The sequence below is a fragment of the Acidimicrobiales bacterium genome (assembly GCA_041394245.1).
Taxonomy (GTDB): domain Bacteria; phylum Actinomycetota; class Acidimicrobiia; order Acidimicrobiales; family Aldehydirespiratoraceae; genus JAJRXC01.
Genome location: JAWKIR010000004.1, coordinates 49,707 through 67,591 on the forward strand (window position 1 = coordinate 49,707; position 17,885 = coordinate 67,591).

The following is a 17,885-nucleotide window of genomic DNA, read 5'->3' on the forward strand; positions in this document are numbered from 1 at the left end:
GGTCAATCGTCGTCGGTGGGGAGCGTCTCGCCCTCGTTGTCGCAGATCCGCGGGTTCTGCGCGAGTTCGACGGATTGCATGGCCAGGCTTCCGGCGATGACGGCCCCGTGAATCGTGAGGGCGAAGACGGCGACGCCGATGATGAAGATCCAGATCTCACTCATTGGTGACCCTTCCGGCCGGCTGGGCGGCAGCATCGTTCTCCCAGACGGCCTGCACCTCGGGATCGGCCGCGACCTCGGCGTTGACCGGCAGATACGAGCCCTTGGGGTGGATGATCTTCTGCTGGCCGGCCTCGGAGCGGTCGGGGAACGGCGCGACGTCGACGTCGATGGTCAGGTCGGTCGTGCCGACGGCCTCCGGGTCGAGTCAGGCGTCGGCGATCAGGTCCGACAGGTTCGACGTCCCGCCGAGCACGCCGGCGATCGTGGTCGACGCCGTGGAGGTCTCGAAGAGCATCGACGCGGTGCCCGGGTTCGCCAGGGCAAGGAACTGGCCGACCTCGCCGGGCACGTTGCTGAACGGGAGGATGAGTCCCTCGTCGTTCATCTCCTTCAGGAGTTCGTAGATCTCGAGCGCCTCGGGACCGTTGAAGATGGCTTCGGTGGCGTTGCCGGCCCGGCCGTTGTCGGCGTTGATCAGCGCGACGTCGGCACCGGTGAGCCAGGTGTCGACGAATAAGCCCTGCATCAGGAACGACAGGGGGGTCGTGGCGACGCCCGCTGCCTTGATGGCCCGGCCGGCGTCGCGCACCTCGGCGAGGGTCTGCGGTGGCGAATCGGGATCGAGGCCGGCCTCCTCGAAGTGGGTGCGGTTGTAGTAGAGGAAGTGGGTGCGGTTGTAGTAGAGCACCGGCGTCGAGATGAAGGTGGCGGACGGATAGAGCGTCCCCTCGATGCTGAACGACGAGCGGATTAACTCGTCGATCCCGGTCAGGGGCAACTAGTTGTAGATCCCAGTGAGGTTGTTCAGTCGTCTTCGTGGTGAAGGCGACTGATGGGTGTCTTGTGGCCGAGGGCGCTGTGGAGTCGTTGGTTGTTGTATCGCCAGACCCAGGGTCCGCCAGACCCAGGGTCCGAGTGCCTCGCGGCGCTGGTCTGAGCTCTGGTAGACGGCAGCGTAGGCCCATTCGCGCAGCATGGTTTGAATGAAGCGTTCTGCTTTGCCGTTGGTGCGGGGACGGTATGGCCGGGTCCGGAGGTGTCGGATCTCGAGCTCGGTGCAGTGCTCGGCCCAGGCTTTTGAGACGTAGGCGGAGCCGTTGTCGGTCATGACCCGTTCGATGGTGATGCCGTGGGCGGCGAACCAGGCGATGGCCCGATCCAAGAACCCGATACAGGTCACGGTTTTCTGGTCGGGGAGTACTTCGTGGTAGGCGACGCGGCTGGTGTCATCGACACAGACATGCACGGCTTCCCAGCCGGCCTGGTGGGTGTGGTGTCCGGGTCCGCGGCCGGTCACGCGATGGCCGGGCTTGTTGAAACGGCCGAGTTTCTTGATGTCGATGTGGATCAACTCGCCGGGGTGGCGGCGGCAATACCGGTTCGGTGGCTCCGGCGGTTCGAGCTTCGATAACCGGTTCAGACCGATCCGTTTCAACACCGAGGTCACGGTCGACAACGGCATCGACAGCTTCTCCGCGATCTGCGGACCGGTCATCCGCAACCGGCGCAGCGCCTCGATCACCGCTTCGGTCTCGGCCGGCGTGCGCGTCGGCGAAGAGTGCGGCCGCGACGATCGATCGGTCATTGGTTCGCCGGCGTCGAAACGAGCCAACCACTTCTGGACGGTTCGTTCGCTGCACCCGGCCGCCGCTGCGGCCCTGGCGATCGGCCAGCCCTGGCGGCGGACTCGGCGGCACATCAGCTCGCGCTGAAACGGACAAAGGCGGGCGTTACCGTGAAGATCCACGGGTCTCCTTGAGGTGTGAGTGACTAAGCACCCTCATTCTCAAGGAGACCCACCAAACCGAACAACGTCCTCAGGATCTACAACTAGTCGGCCTCGACACAGCTCTGGGCCGGCAGGATCGTGCCCGAGTCGACGACGTCACGAAAGGCCTGGGCGTCGGTGACGGCCAGGGCCGGGAGGTCATCGAACGCGATCGACTCGCGGTACTTGGCGAGCAGTTCCTCGTAGCTCCCCTGCGCCTGGGGCGTGACCACGATCTTGTCCTGGTTGGCGTTGAATCAAAGCCGGACGAGGAACGAGGAGTTCGCGGTCGAGCGCGACCGCCGGGATCAGGCGACGAGCAGGCGCTCGTCGACGCCTTCGAGCACACGTGCGGAGATCGCCGGGCACGCTCGCAACAGCGAGGTGAACTCTCGCCGGCTGAACGCGTAGACGATGCTGTCGTGCGTCGCGGTCACGGTCGCGTTGCGCGGCTGCGAGGTCAGCAGAGCGATCTCGCCCATGAAGTCGCCGGGAACGAGGTCGGCGATCCACTCGCCGTCGCGCTCGACGACGAACGAACCGTCGACGACGACCATGCATTCACGGCCGACGGCGTTCTCGACCATGGCGGTGCGGCCTGCGGCAATGCGGACTGCGGTTCCCATGGACTGCAGCACCTGGAGCTCGCGGGCCGGGACGGCCTCGGCGAGCGCGCTCTCGGAGAGGGGGGTGGGGATCGGGTTGATGCGTCGGAACATGTCGACACCTCCTGCTGACAGGCTACGGAGCCTGCGGTTCTTCCGGATGCACGCGTGGTCGCGCTCCACAGATTCCATCGGCGCACAGTGAGGCTGCCTTGACCCGAATGCGCGTGACCTCGGTCGCACCCTGGCTGGCGGTCGTCGGTCACCCGACGTAGACGTGACCTACGGCCCTGCCCGCTGTCTCCCCGGTTCTGCCATCATCACGACGTGAGCGACACCTCGGATCCGCGTCTCGATGCGCTCGAAGCGCGCGTGTTGCAGCTCGAGTCCGAACTCGCCGAACTCCGTCGCCCGTCCTCGCTCGTGGAAGCGGCGCCGCAGCCTCCGCCGCCGTCGCCCGATTCGTTGTTCGTTCCCGGCGCCCCGCAACCGTCGGTCCCGCCCGAACCCCGAACCCCGATCGCCGTCGAGAGCGAGACGGTGCTCAAGTGGGTGGGAGTGACGCTCGTCGTCCTCGCCGTCGGTTTCGCGGTGAGCACGGCGATCAGTCGCGGATGGATCGGGCCCGAGCTCCAGCTGGCCGGCGCGGTGGCGCTCGCCATCGCGTTGGTCGCCGCCGGGCTGCGGCTGCGCGACACCCGCATCGCGTGGGCCCACGCACTGTGCTCGGGCGGCGTGGCCGCGCTCTTCACGACGTTCGCGTCGAGCCTCTTCGTCGATCAGACGAACACCGATGTCGCGTTCGCCGCCATCGCTGCCGTGGCGGTGGCCGGCTACGCACTCGCCCGGTTGGTGCCGTCGGAATGGGTCGCCATCGTCGCACTCGCGGGAGCCCTCGTCGGATGGTTCGTGGTCGCCGACGGCACCCCGCCCTTCGAGAGCACGCTGGCACTCGCCGCCGGGCTCGCGCTGGTCGCCGTCGGGCTGTCGCTCGACCGCGGCTGGTTCGGGCTGCGCCTGCTCGGGCATCTCACGGCACTGGTGATGATCCTCGCGCTGGCGTCCGACGCCGACACCGGTCCTCGCCAGGCCGCCATCGTGGCCGCCGTGATCGCGGCATTCCTGTCGCTCGCCCGGGTGCCGAGCATCGGAGACCAGGACAACCCCTGGGTGCAGATCGAGACCCAGCTGGCGATGGTCGGTGCGCCCTGGGCGGTGGCGGTGGGTGCAGCGACATTCGAGATCGACGACCGCTACGAGATCGGGTTGTCGGCCTTCGCGGTCGCCCTTGTGACCGCAGGTGTCGCGGTCGCGCTCCAACCCGTTCTCCGCCGAGTCCATCTGACATCGCTCGTGGTCGGCGCGAGCGTGGCGGTCACGATCGGGCTCGCCTCGGTGCTCGACACCGAAGCCGTGTTCGTGGCGCTCGCCGTGCAGGGCGCCGGGCTGCTGGCGATCGGGCGTCAGTTCGGCAGCACGATCAGGCTGCCGATCAACGCCGGCATCCTGCTCTTCATCGCGGCGATGTCTGCGCTGGTGGGCGGCGTCGACGCGTGGAGCGACGACGCGTCGGTCGGCGTCGACCTCGCCCATGCGGCCGTGATCGTCCTCCTGGGTGTCGCCTCTTGGCAGACCGGTAGCGACCTCGTCCGCCGCTGGGGCGCGGCCGTCGTGCTCGGCCTCACGCTGATCTGGCTCGGTTCGGTGCTCGTCCATCTGCCCGAGGGTCAGGCCGCCGTGTCGGTTTCGTGGGCAGTCGTCGGTACGGCCCTGCTCGTCGCCGGCGCCGTCCGCAAGGTGCCCGAGCTCGGCGCGGCCGGCCTGGCGGTGCTGGCGCTCACCGTCGGCAAACTGCTCCTCGTCGACATGCAGGAGGTCGACACGCTGTGGCGGGCCGGACTCTTCCTCCTCGTCGGCCTCGGTCTCATGCGGCTCGGGTTCCTGCTGCCTCGCCTCACCGGAGTCGACGACCGCGACCGCCGGTGAGGGTCCTGCGATGGTGGTTCGAGAACCGCGAGACGGGCGCCATCACCGTGGCCCAGTTCCCCAACTGGCCGCTGTTCGGCGTCGGTTCGGCCTGGCTCGTCGGCTGGATCGCGAGTGACGGTTCACGGCTCCACGACATCGCCGGCGTCGCCGCGACGGGGCTGTGGCTCTACTGGGGGGCCGATGAGCTGGTCCGTGGGGTGAACCCGTGGCGGCGCCTGCTCGGGTCCACCGCGATCGCATGGCAGCTGGGCGGACTGGTGCGCTGACCGGGTTGAAGTACCGCAACTGGCAGTCGATCGGGTCGACGTGCGTTCTCCATGTTCCGGAACGGGTCCCCGTCGGCGCCCGGCGTCGGCAGGTCAGTCGCGGGTCGACCAGTAACGCGCGACGCGATCGACGAACGCGGTCGGGGTCTCCGCGTAGAGCCGTGTCGCCAGCACCGACGCCACGGTCATCAACTCGCCGCGCTCGTGCCCGCACAAGGATTCGACGACCGCGGCGGTGATCTCGTCGACGGCGACAGGCCGAGAGTCGTCGGGCCCGGGCTCCAAGGTCGATCGGAGCGCCCCGATGTGTGCGTACTCGGCGAGGACATCGGCCAGGTCGAGCGACGTGGCGACGGTGCCGGCCATGCCGTCGGGCCAAGCAGCGCTGATCAGCTCGACCTGATGGGCCAGGTCTCGCGCATGACGCTGCCACATGGGCGACTCGCGTTCTTTGCCGGCGCACTTCCGACCCTTGCGGTAGCTGCGCTCGAGGCCCTCGGCGAAGGCGTCGAAGGAGTCGGGCACCGGCCGTTGGCCGTGCATCGGCTGATCCACGGGCCAGGCCGCGAAGCGGGCCCGGGCCCGACGCAACTGGTGGACCACGTCCTCGAGCGCGCCGCCCGGCTGGAGCGCGGGCAGCTGCTCGAGCCGTGCCAGTTGATGGCGTTCCACGAGCTGGTCCCGGAGATCGGCGAGTGCGTCGGGGCGCAAGGCCGATTCGTAGCGGGAACGGATCTCGTCGAGCGAGCGGATCTCGATGGAACCGGCAACCAGCCGATCGAGAAGCGCCGTGGCATCCCGCAGGATCGCGATCTCTGCAGCGCAGGTGTCGGCCCCGATCGACGAGCGGACGAGCCGCAGGAGCGCGGCGATCCGACCGAGACTCGATGCTGCGGTCGACACGGCGGCGCCGATCTCGATGCCGGGGTCGGACAGCGCATCGATCGCGACGCTGAACTGGTGTGTGGTGATCCGCTGCAGGGCGGTCGCGACCGACTCGTCGGTGCCGATCACGTGTGGTTCGGCGACGACGGCGGGGAGATAGCGCCGGCGTGGCATCGCCGCCTTCACCCGAGTGAGCTGCACGGGCATCCCCATCACGCCGCCCCGCTCCGTTGGCTCCACAGCGAACGGCATCCGGTCCTCCACACAACCCGCTTCGGACGGTCAACCTACTGCCGGAGGGGGCGCCTGTCCCGTTCGGGCGCGGCGGTGCGCTAGACCGGCCCGATGACCCGATGGGAATCGACGTGAGCGGAGAGGCGCTCGATGGCCGAGACGTTCTCGGCCTGTGGGTCGACGCGCACGGGCCGTTGGACGCGGCGAAGCAGGCTGCGTTTCTGGCTCGGCCCGAGCTCGACGAGTTCCGGCGAATGGATCGAGACACCGTCAGAACGGCGATCGGGTCCTCGCCGAAGCTGGCGGAGGCGCTCGAGCACGCTCGCGCGCTGATCGGCACGAGACGGCACCCCGGCGAGCGAACCGATGACCGAAAAGGCGACCCGGGCGACTTCGACGGTGAAGCCCACCGACACCTCGCGGCCCTCACCCAGCGAAGCGATGCCGAGTTCCGTGCCGGGCAGCTCGACGCGATCCGTGCCCTGGTCGTCGACCGTCGGCGCACGCTCGTGGTGCAGCGCACCGGCTGGGGCAAGTCGGCCGTCTACTTCCTGGCGACCCGCATGCTGCGCGACCGCGGTGCGGGCCCGACCCTGCTCGTCTCGCCGCTCATCGCCCTGATGGACAACCAGGTGCAGGCCGCGGCCCGGATGGGTCTGCGGGCGGCCATCGTCAACTCCACGAACCGCGACGAGTGGGACGACATCAGGGCGCGGATGGAGAACAACGAGATCGACCTGCTCCTCATCGCCGAGCAGCGCCTGTCGAACCCGAAGTTCCGCGACGAATGGCTCGACCGGATGGAGAGCCGCATCGGTCTCGTGGTGGTCGACGAGGTCCACTGCATCAGCGACTGGGGTCACGACTTCCGGCCGCACTATCGGCGGATCGGGTCGTTCCTGGCCGGCCTGCCGGCGACGCTTCCGGTGATCGGTTGCACGGCGACGGCCAACGATCGGGTGGTGGCCGACGTCGAGAGCCAGCTGGGCGACGACATCCTCACGATCCGCGGTGGGCTCGGCCGGGAGGGTCTGCGACTCGAAGTCCACACCGACAAGCGTCGGCCCGACGCTCGTCTCGCCTGGCTCGCCGAGAACGTGCCGAACCTGCCGGGCAGTGGGATCGTCTATTGCCTCACGCGGCGTGATGTCGAGGTCGTGGCCGCCTTTCTGCGCGACCACGGCATCCGCTGCGCCCAATACGTCGGCGGTGGACCCGAGGACGAGGTGGCCGAGAAGCGCGCCGTGCTCGACGCGTTCCTCGGCAACGAGATCAAGTGCGTCGTCGCCACGTCGGCGCTGGGCATGGGCTACGACAAGCCCGACGTGGGGTTCGTGGTGCACTTCCAGATGCCGCAGAGCCCGATCGCCTACTACCAGCAGGTGGGTCGTGCCGGTCGTGCGCTCGACGAGAGCTACGGCATCCTCCTCAGCGGATCGGAAGACCGTGACATCCAGGACTGGTTCATCGGCCAGGCGTTCCCGGCCGAGGAGGAGGTCGACAGCATCCTCGCTGCAGTCGAACAATCGGAGGAACCGGTGCGTCGCGGTCAGCTCGCAGCCCGGGTCAACATCGCGACCGGTCGACTCGACAACCTGATGGTGCAGCTCGAGGTCGAGGGCATCGTCGCCAAGGACGGCACCGGCTGGGTGCGCACCGCCACGCCATGGGTCTACCCCCGCGAACGCGTCGACCAGGTCAACGGGTGGCGGCGCGCCGAACAGGCCGCGATGGAGGAGTACCAGCGCATCGACAGCTGCCGCATGCAGTACCTGCGGGCCCAGCTCGACGACCCCGCCGGCGAGCCGTGTGGCGTGTGCGACAACTGTCGTGCCGCCCGGTTCGGCACCGCACCCGATCCTGGCGTGGTGACCGAGGCCGGAGTCCGGCTGCTCCACGACCATGTGGAGATCCCGCCACGCAAGCAGTGGGCTGCGGAGGTCGATGGCGTCTCGGGACGGATTCCGGCCGACGAGCAGGCGGCCCCCGGCTGGTGTCTGGCCCGCTGGGGTCAGTCCGGATGGGGTCCGCTGATCCGGCAGGGGAGAGACGACGGCGAGTACGCCGACGAGCTGGTCGATGCGTTGGCCGCGGCCTGTGTGTCGCAGATCTCGCCGATGCCGGCCTGGTTGACCTTCGTGCCGTCGGAGCGGCGTCCCGAATCGGTGTCTTCGCTGGCCCAGCGCCTCGGGGAGCGGCTGTCGGTGCCGGTGGTCGAAGCGGTGAGGCAGATCCGGCCGACCGAACCTCAGGCGAGCATGCACAACTCGACGGCCCAGCTCCGCAATCTGTGGGGCGCCTACGCGGTCGGTGAAGTACCCGAGGGTGACTGCCTGCTGCTCGACGACCTGATCGACAGTCGGTGGACGGTCACCGTCGTGGCTCGCGAGTTGCGGCGGGCCGGATGCGAACGGGTCGTGCCGATCGCCCTCGCCGCCATGGGGCAGTGAGGCGAGTCAGCCGGTTGCGATGTAGGTCGCGGCGAGTCCGAGCACGCCGGCGAACAGCAGGACGACCGACACGACCACGAGCCGTACTGCTTCGGTGAACCGCAACGACAACCGGCCTTCGAGCCCGACCAGCTCATTGGAGATGTAGCGCTCCATCTGATCGAAGCGATTGTCGTGTTGGCGGAAGCGCCCATCGATCAGATCGAGTCGACCGTCGATCTGATCGAAGCGATCGTTGACCTGTTCGAAGCGATCGTTGACCTGTTCGAAGCGATCGTTGACCTGTTCGAAGCGATCGTCGACCTGTCGAAAGCGGGCGTCGATGCGCTGTTCGAGCGTGGTCAGGTCGCTCTTGGTGGCGATCTCGGACCACGGGATGGGCGGCATGGACTCCATGATGGCATCTGCCAGCTCTTCGTTCATCAGTTCGACGAAGTGCTGTCGGATGAGAAGGCGGGTGCGTTCGTCGGCTGGCATCTCGTACTCCCTCGGGTTCGCCCTGGAGGCGGGTGACGAAGGCTCCTGAGAGGCCGGGAGCGAGCTGAGACGAGCGTAGCGAGGGGGTGTGACGCGGGGAGTGGACTCAGATGTCGGTGTCGATCAACAATGCGGCGAGGTCGAGGGCGCTCAGGATGCCGACGAGCTTGCCGCCATCGGTGACGAGCACCCGGTGGAGGCGCCCGGAGACCATGGCCTCGGCGGCAACCGAGATGTCGTCGGCGGGAGCGACCGTGACAGGGAGCTCGGTCATGGCCTCGGCGACGGTCATCTCGACCATCCGGTCGGCGATGGCGGCACGGTTGCGGGAGATCTCGGCGAGGGCCGGCAGCGGGATGGGGAACGGGCTCAGCAGGAACTGCGATACCTCGGTGGTGGCGACCTGATGGTCGTAGAGCACCCGCACCACGTCGGACTGCGAGATCACGCCGACGACGATCCCGCCATCGAGCACCGGTGCGCCCGAGATGCCGTGGGTGGTGAAGAGGTGGTCGACATCCTTCAGCGTCATCTCGGGTGACGCCGTCACCACCTCGTCGGTCATCAGGTCGGCTACCAGCATGAGAGAACCTCCGGTTCCCTTCCGACACTAGGCACGCGAGGCGTCGTCGACCCGGGACCAAGGGCCCGATCAGCTCGGTGGTGCGTAGCTCGTGAGCGTCTTCATGTAGTTGGCCCGCTCGAATGCGACCGGGTCCGGTACCGACGCCTGGCTGACACTGCCCCGAGCCTGCTGCAGCGAGTCGTAGTCGCGTTCGGTGAACCACCGTTGAACCTCGTCGAGGACGGCCGTCAGGTGCGTCGGTCCATGGCGCAACAGCGCCGAGGTCATCATCGTCACCTGGGCGCCGGCCAGCAGGAGCTTGACCACGTCGTCGGCAGTGTGGACACCGGTGGTCGCCGCGAGGTCGGCGTCGACCCGGCCGGCCATGATGGCGATCCAGCGGAGCGTGAGGCGCATCTCGCTGCTCGTGCTGAGCTCGAGGTCGGACGCGACGTCGAGGGTGCGCAGGTCGATGTCGGGTTGGTAGAAGCGGTTGAAGACGACGAGCGCATCGGCCCCGGCTTCGGACAGCCGCCGGGCCATGTTGGCCGGTGAGCTGAAGTGCGGCCCGATCTTGACGGCCAGGGGGAGATCGACCGCCGCCCGCACCCCGTCGACCAGGCGGAGATAGCGATCCTCGACCTCGCGGCCGGTGGCGTCGGGGTCGGCGGCCACGAGATAGATGTTGAGCTCGAGTGCATCGGCGCCACGATCCTGGAACGCCTTCGCATAGGCGGTCCAGCCGCCGTCGGTCGTGCCGTTGAGGCTGGCGATGACAGGGATGCGGAGCTCGTCCTTGGCGCGTGTCACCAGATCGAGGTGGTCCTCGACCCCGGACTCGTCGCCGCCGATGTCGGGGAGATAGCCGCCCGATGCCTCGACATTGAAGTCGGCCCCGGCGACCGAAAGGTGGTCGAAGGCCCAGGCGTGGTGCTCGATCTCCTCCTCGAACAGCGACGGCAGGACCACCGCGGCGGCGCCGGCCGCCTCGAGCGCCAGGAGCGAATCGATCGAACCGGTGAGGGGCGATGCCGACGCCACGATCGGGTGATCGAGGTTGAGGCCCATGTAGTGCGTGTAGAGATCGGTCACGAGGTCTCCTCCTCGCCGTCGTCGACGATGCCGTAACGGGCGGTTCGCTCGACGTCGACCATCTGCTCGTAGAGGTGCCAACGGTTGTCGATGTCCTGCTGGGCCAGACCCATCAGATGGTCGGCGACGTCGGGCCGGGAACGGGCGAGCATCGAGAACCGTGCCTCGGTCATGGCGAACTCCTTGAACGAGATCGTCGGTCGACGACTGTCGAGGTGCAGACCGTGTTCGCCGGCCGCCTCCTGGCGAGGGTCGTAGCGGTAGAGCGGCCAGTAGCCGCTCGCCGCAGCCATCTTCTGGTGGCCCATCATGTCGCTCATGTCGATGCCGTGGGCGATGCACGGGCTGTAGGCGATCACCAGCGACGGGCCGGGGTGGGCGGCGGCTTCGGTGAGCGCCTTGACCGTCTGGGTCATGTTCGCACCCATCGCGATGTGGGCGACATAGACGTCGCCGTAGGCCATGGCGATCATGCCCAGGTCCTTCTTCGCCGTCGTCTTCCCGCCCGCGGAGAACTTGGCGATCGCGGCGCGAGGCGTGGCCTTCGAGGTCTGACCGCCGGTGTTGCTGTACACCTCGGTGTCGAGCACGAGGATGTTGACGTCGCGCCCTGATGCGAGCACGTGGTCGACGCCTCCGAACCCGATGTCGTAGGCCCAGCCGTCGCCACCGATCAGCCACACGGTCCGCCGCACCAGGTGATGGGCGAGGGTGGCGAGCCGTTCGGTCAGCGGCTCGGGATGCGCGGCCAGCCACGTCTGCAACTGCTCCACGAGGTCACGCTGCCGTTCGATCGAAGCCTCGTCGGCACCGGTGTTGGACAGGATCTCGTCGGCGACGGGTCCGATGCGGTCGGCGAGCTCCGCGACGAGATGGCGGGCCGCGGCCTCCTGGTGATCCAGCGCCATCCGCATGCCCAGTCCGAACTCGGCGTTGTCCTCGAAGAGCGAGTTCGCCCATGCCGGCCCGCGGCCGTCTCCGTTCGTGGTCCAGGGGGTCGTCGGGAGGTTGCCGCCGTAGATCGACGAACAACCGGTCGCGTTGGCGACGACCATGCGATCACCCATCTGCTGGGTGAGGAGCTTGAGATACGGGGTCTCGCCGCATCCGGCGCACGCCCCGGAGAACTCGAACAGCGGCTGGGCGAGCTGTGAGCCCTTCACCGAATCCAGGTGCAGCGTCGTCCGGTCGTGCTCCGGCAGTTCGAGGAAGTACGCGAAGTTGATCCGCTCGGCATCGAGATGATCGGCGATGGGTGTCATGTCGATCGCTTTGTGCTTGACCGCCTCCTTGCTCTTGGCCGGGCAGATGCTCACACACACCCCGCAGCCCGTGCAGTCGTCGGGCGCGACCTGGATGATCGAGCGGCGGGCGGGGCCGCCCTTGTCGGTCCACTCGCGGTGACGGAACGTCGGCGGTGCATCGTCGAGCGCATCCGGCTCGACGACCTTCAGCCGGATCGCGGCGTGAGGACACACCAGCGCGCACCGGGCGCAGTCGATGCAGATCTCCGGATCCCAGATGGGGATCTCCGCGGCGATGCTGCGCTTCTCCCAGCGGGTCGTGCCCGTGGGGAACGTCCCGTCGACGGGGAGCGCGCTGACGGGGAGGAGATCGCCGTCGCCGGCCATCATCGTGGCGGTGACCCGCTGGACGAAGTCGGGCGAATCGTCGGGGATCAGACGCGTCGGCGTGCGGTCGTTCGTCGGCGCCGCGGGCACCGAGAGTGATTCGAGCGAGGCGAGCGCTGCGTCGACGGCGGCATGGTTGCGTTCGAGCACCGCGACACCCCGTTTGCCGTAGGTCTGGTCGATGGCCGACTTGATGGCGGCGATGGCCTGGTCGACGGGCAGGAGATCGGTGAGGGAGAAGAAGCACGTCTGCAGCACGGTGTTGACGCGGCTGCCGAGTCCGTTGTCGCTCGCCACCGCGGCAGCGTCGATGACCCAGACCCGCAGCCCCTTGTCGATGATGGTCTGCTGCACCTCGCGCGAGAGCTGATCCCAGACCTGGTCGGCCGGGAACGGGGCGTTGATCAGCAGCGTGGCACCCTGGGCGGCGACGTCGAGGAGATCGCGCCGGTCCAGCGAGCCGAAGTGGTGGACGGCGACGAAGTCGGCCTCCTGCACGAGATAGGCGGACTGGATCGGCTCGGGTCCGAATCGGAGGTGCGAGGTCGTGGTGGAACCCGACTTCTTCGAGTCGTAGACGAAGTAGCCCTGGGCGAACAGTGGTGTGAGATCGCCGACGATCTTGACCGTGTTCTTGTTGGCGCCGACGGTCCCGTCACTGCCGAGGCCGTGGAACACGGCGCGACGGACGCCGGCCGGTTCGTGCCACGCGTCCGCGTCGTACTCCACATGGGTGTGGCCGACGTCGTCGATGATGCCGACGGTGATCTCGTGGCGGGGTCGGGGCGCGTCGAGTTCGGCGAACACCGCCATCGCCATCGCCGGTGTGAACTCCTTCGACGAGAGTCCGTAGCGCCCGCCGATCACCTCGGGTGCGACGCCGTGCGACCAACGACGGGCCAGCGCGGCGACGATGTCGAGATAGAGCGGTTCACCGACCGAACCGGGTTCCTTGGTGCGATCGAGCGCAGCGATCCGTTCGACGGTCGGAGGGAGCGCATCGACGAGTGCGCCGGTGTCGAAGGGCCGGTAGAGACGCACGGTCAGTACGCCGACGCGCTCGCCGGCGGCGACCATCGCGTCGACCGCCTCGCGCACCGTGCCTGCGCCCGAACCCATGATCACCACGACGCGGGTCGCTTCGGGATGGCCGTGGTAGTCGAAGAGTCGATAGTGACGGCCGGTCAGCTCGCCGAAGCGGTACATCTCCTGTTGGACGATGCCGGGCAGCGCGCGACGGTAGGAATTGGCGGCCTCGGCGGCCTGGAAGAACACATCGGGGTTCTGGGCCGTGCCCCGGATGACCGGACGATCCGGGTCGAGGGCCCGGAGACGATGGCGGACGACGAGGTCGTCGTCGATCATCGCCCGGACCGTCGCGTCGTCGATCTCCTCGATCTTGGCGACCTCGTGGCTCGTGCGGAAACCGTCGAAGAAGTGGAGGAAGGGCACCCGGCTGCGCAGCGTCGCCGCATGACTGACGAGGGCGAGGTCGTGGGCTTCCTGCACCGAGCCGGAGGCCAGCATCGCCATGCCCGTCTGGCGGGCCGCCATGACGTCGCTGTGATCACCGAAGATGCTCAGCGCATGGGTGGCCACGGACCGGGCGGCGACATGGATCACTGCCGGAAGGAGCTCGCCGGCGATCTTGTAGAGGTTCGGGATCATCAGCAGGAGACCCTGTGACGCGGTGAACGTGGTGGTGAGCGCCCCCGCCTGGAGCGCACCGTGGACAGCCCCGGCCGCGCCGCCCTCGCTCTGCATCTCGATCACGTCGGGGACCGCGCCCCAGAGATTCTCGACCCCGGCCTGCGACCACGCATCGGCGTGCTCGCCCATCGGCGATGCCGGTGTGATCGGGTAGATCGCGATCACCTCGCTGACCCGGTGGGCGATCCGGGCCGCGGCCTCGTTCCCGTCGACGGTGATGTGGCGGATGTCAGCCATTCGTGGCACCTCCGGACCTTCGACCCTGTGGTCGGTCGTTCCCGGCGTCTTCACTGGGCTCGTACCGCCAGGAAGGACTCGCCATGGCCCCCGCTCCCACCCCTGATTCCGCCGCCCCCGAGCCGGTGGCGATCGATCTCGTCAACCACACCGGCGTGCTCGATCGGACCACCTGCATCGAGCTGATCGAGTCGACGCCGATCGGCCGGATCGGTTTCCAGGTCGACGGGGCGCCGATGGTCCTCCCGGTCAACTTCGCCTGGTCCGAGGAAACGATCGTGTTCCGGACGTTGGAGGGAATGAAGCTGGCCGCAGCGGCGGACGAACAGGCCGTCTGTTTCGAGGTCGATCGCTGGGACGAATCGGCACGGTCCGGTTGGAGTGTGGTCGTGACCGGCGTCGCGAGGGAGGTCACCGAGTGGGCCGAACGCGAGCTGCTCGAGCAGATCGGACTCGTGCCCTGGGCCCGCGAGGCGTGGCGGACGATGTGGGTGCGGATCGAGCCGAACGACATCAGCGGCCGGGTCCTTCGCTGAGTTCGGCCAGCGCCGCGTGGGCAGCGGCGAGGCGGGCGACCGGCACCCGGTAGGCCGAGCAACTGACGTAGTCGAGGCCGAGGCGTTGACACAGTGCGATCGAGGCCGGTTCGCCGCCGTGCTCGCCACAGATGCCGATGGCCAGCCCGGGTGACGCGGCTCGTCCCTCGGCGATGGCCAACTCCATCAGTCGACCGACGCCGTCGACGTCGATGGTGTGGAACGGGTTGGCTTCGACGATGCCGCGCGACTGGAACGCGAGCAGGAAGCCCGCCTCGGCATCGTCGCGACTGATGCCCAATGTCATCTGGGTGAGGTCGTTGGTGCCGAACGAGAAGAAGTCGGCGTGCTGGGCGATCGCCCCGGCGGTCAGCGCCGCACGGGGCACCTCGATCATCGTGCCGATGGGGATCTCGAGGGATTCGCCCCGTTCCTCGAAGACGACCGCCATCTCCTCTTCGATGAGCGCCCGAGCGGCGGCCATCTCGGTGGCATGGCTCACGAGCGGCACCATGATCTCGGGGATCACGGTCGCTCCGGCGTCGCGTGCGTCGAACGCCGCCTCGACGATCGCCCTCGTCTGCATCCTGATGAGATCCGGCACCCGGAGGCCGAGGCGGACGCCACGCGTGCCGAGCATCGGGTTGCTCTCGCGCAGGTCCTCGACCCGCTCGAGCATCGTGCGCACCTCGGTCAGTTCCTCGACCAGCGCATCGAGGGTGGCGGCATCGGCCGCCCGGATCAGGCGGATCTGCAGGTCGGCGGCTCGGCTCGTGAGCTCGTCGAAGCTCGGCAGGAACTCGTGCAGGGGTGGGTCGAGCAGGCGGATGATGACCGGATTGCCGTCCATCTCGGTGAAGAGACCGCGGAAGTCGCCTCGTTGGAGGGGGAGGAGCGCGGCGATTGCCTCGCGGCGCTCGGCCGAGGTCGGCGCGGTGATCATGCGCTGCACGATCGGGAGCCGTTCCTCGCCGAAGAACATGTGCTCGGTGCGACACAGGCCGATACCGGTGGCGCCGTAGCCGCGGGCCCGAGCGGCCTCGACGGGATCATCGGCATTGACCCGCACGCCCAGCGTGCGGAACTCGTCGGCCCACCCGAGCAACGTCGACAGCCACTCGTTGTCGATGTCGGGATCCGTCGTCTCGAGCCGTCCCTCGTAGGCCTTGCCGGTGCTGCCGTCGACCGAGATCCAGTCGCCCTCGTGGATGACCGTGTCACCTGCCGTCATCGTGCGCCCGGAGATGTCGATGTCGATCTCGCTCGCTCCCACGACGGCGGGGCGGCCGAACTGGCGGGCGACGAGGGCCGCGTGGCTCGTGCGACCGCCGCTCGACGTGAGGATGCCCTTCGCGGCGAGCATGCCGTGGACGTCGTCGGGCTTGGTGTCGGGCCGCACGAGCACGACGTCGCGCCCTTCGGCCGCCCAACGCTGGGCGAGGTCGGCGTCGAACGCGACCACCCCGACGGCGGCGCCGGGCGAGACGTTGAGGCCGGTGGCGAACGGGTGAGCGCCGTCGACCGCCGCCCCGGCGAACTGGGGATGGAGGAAGAAGTCGATCTGGTCGGGGGTGACCCGCAGCACCGCTTCCTCACGGCTGATGAGGCCCTCATCGGCGAGATCGACGGCGATGCGGACAGCGGCCTGGGCAGTCCGCTTGCCGGTGCGGGTCTGGAGGAGCCAGAGCTTGCCGCGCTCGACGGTGAACTCCATGTCCTGCATGTCGCGATAGTGCAGCTCGAGCTGCTTCGCGATGTCGGCGAACTGGCCGGCCACCGTGGGCATGTCGTCGGCGAGTTCCGCGATCGGATTGGTCGGCCGGATCCCGGCGACGACGTCCTCGCCTTGTGCGTTGATCAGATAGTCGCCCTCGAGGCGCGGTTCGCCGGTGGTGGCATCACGACTCATCGCGACGCCGGTGGCGGAGTCGTCGCCGGTGTTGCCGAAGACCATCGTGACGATGTTGACCGCAGTACCCAGATCGTGGGCGATGTGGGCGGCGACGCGATAGTCGTGGGCCCGCTTGCCCCGCCAGCTGTCGAAGACCGCTTCGACCGACATGCGCAGTTGCGACATCGGGTCGGTCGGGAACGGCTGGGGCGACCGCTTGGCGATGATCTCCTTGAACGCCTCGATCACCGTGCTCAGTTCGGTGGCGTCGAGCGAAGAGTCGTCGGTCGCGCCGACGCGCTCGCGGGCTTCGGCCAGAACAGACTCGAAGGCCTCGTCGCTGACGCCGAGAACGACGCCGCCGAACATCTGGATGAGCCGACGGTAGGAGTCGAGGACGAATCGTTCGTCGCTTCCCGCCGCGATCATGGCGGCGACCACCTCGTCGTTGAGCCCGATGTCGAGCACGGTGTCCATCATTCCCGGCATCGAGAACTTGGCGCCCGAGCGACAGGCCAGCAGGAGGGGTCGCGCGGGATCGCCGAACCCTTTCCCGGTCGACCGCTCGAGGTCGGCTACGGCAGCGACGACCTGATCCCAGAGACCGGGAGGGAGTTGGCCGCCGAGGTCGTTGTAGGCGTTGCAGGCTCTGGTCGTGATGGTGAACCCGGGGGGCACGGGGATGCCCAGGCGGGTCATGTCGCCGAGGTTCGCGCCCTTCCCGCCGAGCAGACCTCGGGTGCGGTCCCAGTCACCGTCGACCGCAGCCTGCGCCGCGTCGATCTCGTCGAACGCGTAGAGCCACTTGGTTTCCATTCATCCTCGCAGTGCGGTCGGTCTCCCTTCGATGCTCGACGTCCCGACCACGTGCGGCCAGGGTCGAAGGTCATGTCCGAGGACACGCGATCCGGTGGTGCGGTAGCGTCGAGCTTCGATACGAGGAGACGCGCATGCGGCAGGTTGTGCTCAGGACCGGAGAATTCACGACGGAGGCCGAGGCGATCGCTCTCGCCGAGGCCGAAGGGCTCGTCCCGCTGGCGTTCGACCTCGAGCCGAGCGGGATCGATCACTGGCACGACTTCGGCGCGAAGGTCTTCGTCGTCGACGGGTCGGTGCGGATCACCGACGTCGAGTCCGGTTCGAGCTTCGAGCTCACGGCCGGTTGCTCGATCCAGGCCGACCCGGGCGGGGTGCACCGCGAGGAGGGCGCCCCGTTTCGGGCCGTCGTCGCCTTCGACCGTGATCCCGCCACGCTGACGATGCCGATCGACAGGTCGCCGGCGGATCAACCCGCCTGAGTCGTCACGGCACCGACATCGGGACCTACGGCACTCGCCGTCGCTCCCGCTGGCCGCGACGCTGACGGCAGTAGTTCCAACCACCCC

General features: G+C 68.2%; 15 protein-coding genes and 1 pseudogene. 5 read left to right on the top strand and 11 right to left on the bottom strand.

Features of this window, described 5'->3' with window-relative positions:
* Positions 1-2 precede the first annotated feature (2 nt).
* The 5 genes and pseudogenes from R2707_19035 to R2707_19055 form a co-directional block, all read right to left on the bottom strand.
* Complete coding sequence (locus R2707_19035; GenBank protein ID MEZ5247190.1) at positions 3-164, bottom strand: hypothetical protein; 162 nt, start codon at positions 162-164, stop codon at positions 3-5.
* Between the two features lie 205 nt (positions 165-369).
* Positions 370-942, bottom strand: coding sequence for an extracellular solute-binding protein (locus tag R2707_19040; GenBank protein ID MEZ5247191.1), 573 nt, complete (start codon positions 940-942; stop codon positions 370-372).
* A gap of 26 nt (positions 943-968) precedes the next feature.
* A pseudogene (locus R2707_19045) lies at positions 969-1,911 on the bottom strand (IS481 family transposase).
* A gap of 83 nt (positions 1,912-1,994) precedes the next feature.
* Positions 1,995-2,165: a hypothetical protein gene (locus tag R2707_19050; protein ID MEZ5247192.1), complete on the bottom strand. Its 171-nt coding sequence runs from the start codon at positions 2,163-2,165 to the stop codon at positions 1,995-1,997.
* A gap of 75 nt (positions 2,166-2,240) precedes the next feature.
* A complete protein-coding gene (locus R2707_19055) occupies positions 2,241-2,651 on the bottom strand; it encodes a cyclic nucleotide-binding domain-containing protein (GenBank protein MEZ5247193.1) in 411 nt (136 codons plus the stop codon).
* 213 nt (positions 2,652-2,864) lie between these two features.
* On the opposite strand from R2707_19055, the gene R2707_19060 reads away from it, so the two are divergent.
* Positions 2,865-4,523, top strand: a complete 1,659-nt coding sequence (locus R2707_19060; protein ID MEZ5247194.1) for a DUF2339 domain-containing protein — start codon at positions 2,865-2,867, stop codon at positions 4,521-4,523.
* The gene (locus tag R2707_19065; protein ID MEZ5247195.1) at positions 4,520-4,792 is read left to right on the top strand and encodes a hypothetical protein; all 273 of its coding nucleotides are present in this window, start codon (positions 4,520-4,522) and stop codon (positions 4,790-4,792) included. The genes R2707_19060 and R2707_19065 overlap by 4 nt, the downstream gene beginning before the upstream one ends.
* A 93-nt stretch (positions 4,793-4,885) precedes the next feature.
* Here R2707_19065 and R2707_19070 read toward each other — a convergent pair whose 3' ends face one another.
* The gene (locus R2707_19070; GenBank protein MEZ5247196.1) at positions 4,886-5,929 is read right to left on the bottom strand and encodes a hypothetical protein; all 1,044 of its coding nucleotides are present in this window, start codon (positions 5,927-5,929) and stop codon (positions 4,886-4,888) included.
* Between the two features lie 101 nt (positions 5,930-6,030).
* Between R2707_19070 and R2707_19075 the strand changes: the two genes are divergently transcribed.
* Entirely contained in the window at positions 6,031-8,361 is a 2,331-nt protein-coding gene (locus tag R2707_19075; protein MEZ5247197.1) for a RecQ family ATP-dependent DNA helicase, read from the top strand.
* A 6-nt stretch (positions 8,362-8,367) separates the two neighbouring features.
* Here R2707_19075 and R2707_19080 read toward each other — a convergent pair whose 3' ends face one another.
* The 4 genes from R2707_19080 to nifJ form a co-directional block, all read right to left on the bottom strand.
* Positions 8,368-8,838, bottom strand: a complete 471-nt coding sequence (locus R2707_19080; protein ID MEZ5247198.1) for a hypothetical protein — start codon at positions 8,836-8,838, stop codon at positions 8,368-8,370.
* A 106-nt stretch (positions 8,839-8,944) separates the two neighbouring features.
* Positions 8,945-9,421 (bottom strand): CBS domain-containing protein, encoded by a 477-nt coding sequence (locus R2707_19085; protein MEZ5247199.1) that lies wholly within the window; start codon positions 9,419-9,421, stop codon positions 8,945-8,947.
* Positions 9,422-9,490: 69 nt separating this feature from the next.
* Positions 9,491-10,495, bottom strand: a complete 1,005-nt coding sequence (locus tag R2707_19090; GenBank protein MEZ5247200.1) for a dihydroorotate dehydrogenase-like protein — start codon at positions 10,493-10,495, stop codon at positions 9,491-9,493.
* Positions 10,492-14,073 carry a pyruvate:ferredoxin (flavodoxin) oxidoreductase gene (nifJ, locus tag R2707_19095; protein ID MEZ5247201.1) on the bottom strand — a complete coding sequence of 1,194 codons (3,582 nt, stop codon included), beginning with the start codon at positions 14,071-14,073 and terminating at the stop codon, positions 10,492-10,494. The genes R2707_19090 and nifJ overlap by 4 nt, the downstream gene beginning before the upstream one ends.
* An 83-nt stretch (positions 14,074-14,156) precedes the next feature.
* Between nifJ and R2707_19100 the strand changes: the two genes are divergently transcribed.
* Complete coding sequence (locus tag R2707_19100) at positions 14,157-14,609, top strand: pyridoxamine 5'-phosphate oxidase family protein (protein ID MEZ5247202.1); 453 nt, start codon at positions 14,157-14,159, stop codon at positions 14,607-14,609.
* On the opposite strand, the gene ppdK is transcribed toward R2707_19100, so the two are convergent.
* Positions 14,587-17,316, bottom strand: a complete 2,730-nt coding sequence (ppdK, locus tag R2707_19105; GenBank protein MEZ5247203.1) for a pyruvate, phosphate dikinase — start codon at positions 17,314-17,316, stop codon at positions 14,587-14,589. The two genes, R2707_19100 and ppdK, sit on opposite strands and share 23 nt — an antisense overlap.
* Positions 17,317-17,450: 134 nt before the next feature.
* Between ppdK and R2707_19110 the strand changes: the two genes are divergently transcribed.
* On the top strand, positions 17,451-17,798 hold the full coding sequence (locus tag R2707_19110; GenBank protein MEZ5247204.1) for a hypothetical protein: 348 nt from the start codon (positions 17,451-17,453) through the stop codon (positions 17,796-17,798).
* Positions 17,799-17,885: the final 87 nt, after the last annotated feature.

Bases quoted from the DNA above. Each gene is read 5' to 3' on its own strand.
- R2707_19110 (MEZ5247204.1), top strand. From the start codon at position 17,451: ATGCGGCAGGTTGTGCTCAGGACCGGAGAATTCACGACGGAGGCCGAG.
- ppdK (MEZ5247203.1), bottom strand. From the start codon at position 17,316: ATGGAAACCAAGTGGCTCTACGCGTTCGACGAGATCGACGCGGCGCAG.
- R2707_19075 (MEZ5247197.1), top strand. From the start codon at position 6,031: ATGGGAATCGACGTGAGCGGAGAGGCGCTCGATGGCCGAGACGTTCTC.
- R2707_19070 (MEZ5247196.1), bottom strand. From the start codon at position 5,929: ATGCCGTTCGCTGTGGAGCCAACGGAGCGGGGCGGCGTGATGGGGATG.
- R2707_19100 (MEZ5247202.1), top strand. From the start codon at position 14,157: ATGGCCCCCGCTCCCACCCCTGATTCCGCCGCCCCCGAGCCGGTGGCG.
- R2707_19035 (MEZ5247190.1), bottom strand. From the start codon at position 164: ATGAGTGAGATCTGGATCTTCATCATCGGCGTCGCCGTCTTCGCCCTC.
- R2707_19080 (MEZ5247198.1), bottom strand. From the start codon at position 8,838: ATGCCAGCCGACGAACGCACCCGCCTTCTCATCCGACAGCACTTCGTC.
- R2707_19055 (MEZ5247193.1), bottom strand. From the start codon at position 2,651: ATGTTCCGACGCATCAACCCGATCCCCACCCCCCTCTCCGAGAGCGCG.
- R2707_19085 (MEZ5247199.1), bottom strand. From the start codon at position 9,421: ATGCTGGTAGCCGACCTGATGACCGACGAGGTGGTGACGGCGTCACCC.
- nifJ (MEZ5247201.1), bottom strand. From the start codon at position 14,073: ATGGCTGACATCCGCCACATCACCGTCGACGGGAACGAGGCCGCGGCC.